Source organism: Pseudolactococcus piscium, assembly GCF_002441695.1.
Classification (GTDB): Bacteria; Bacillota; Bacilli; order Lactobacillales; family Streptococcaceae; genus Pseudolactococcus; species Pseudolactococcus piscium.
Genome location: NZ_JXJW01000058.1, coordinates 1 through 956 on the forward strand (window position 1 = coordinate 1; position 956 = coordinate 956).

1 protein-coding gene is annotated in these 956 nt (G+C 34.8%); it reads right to left on the reverse strand.

Features of this window, described 5'->3' with window-relative positions; genetic code table 11:
• Positions 1 to 115: 115 nt before the first annotated feature.
• Complete coding sequence (locus RU86_RS11780; protein WP_096815456.1) at positions 116 to 748, reverse strand: FusB/FusC family EF-G-binding protein; 633 nt, start codon at positions 746 to 748, stop codon at positions 116 to 118.
• Positions 749 to 956 lie beyond the last annotated feature (208 nt).

Here is a 956-nt window from a genome sequence, read left to right on the forward strand (position 1 = left end):
TAATTGGTAGTTATTAGAGGTGCCCTAAAATGTGTTCGGACCACGGACAAGATTGTTTCTAAAAAGCATTCATACTAGTATTTTAACATAATTTTTGACAAAAACTCTTTAAGAATTATTTCAGGGCATTTAAAAAACCATGAAAAGAACTTAAATCATAGAGATGCTGATTACATGCATCTGAATCTAGGCAGATATAATTCCCTTTTTTGGTATAAGTGCCATCACCACTCGATTTAGTCGTTGCTAAAAATAGACTGATGGTTGTCATTTCTTGACAAATGGCACATAAGCCTTTGATAGCATTGCTACCAAATTCACCGAAAGTGCCTTGAAGTTTATCATGTTCATCGTAAAATAAGATGAATTTACGTCCCTGACCTGGATCATGCCATGCGACATAGGTATTTTCTCGTAGGTCTAAGCTTGACCAATTGGGAATTTGGATTTTTTTAACCTTGCGAAAAACTTTCTCCACTGCTTTGTTTGACGGGACTTTGAAAGGGCTAACTAACGGTTTTAAATGCACTTCAAAATAAGTCTTAGCACTAGCTTTCGTTAATTTTTCATCAAATATCACCTTTAAAAAAGTATCAAAGTCATCAAATTTTTCTGGTAAAATGATATCAAACTTAGCTAAAGCCTGTGCCTTAATCGCTGCAACCGTTGATTTATCGTTGACACTCTGATAGACGTTGATTAAATCGTCAACTGTTTTGAACAAACTGAAATATTGGTAGGGATACATATTTAATTTTCCTTAATCCTTATTAAAACATTAGTAAATATAGTATAATATATCTATGATCAAAACACAAGATGGGCTGCGCAAACCCACGATTTTTGAGGTACTCTACTATTTTGTCCTCTCACTTTTACTAAATGCGATTGGCAATGGGCTCACGGTCGCAGCTAACATGGGCTCAAGGGTTCTGTTGCAAAGTTTTCCAAAAAAT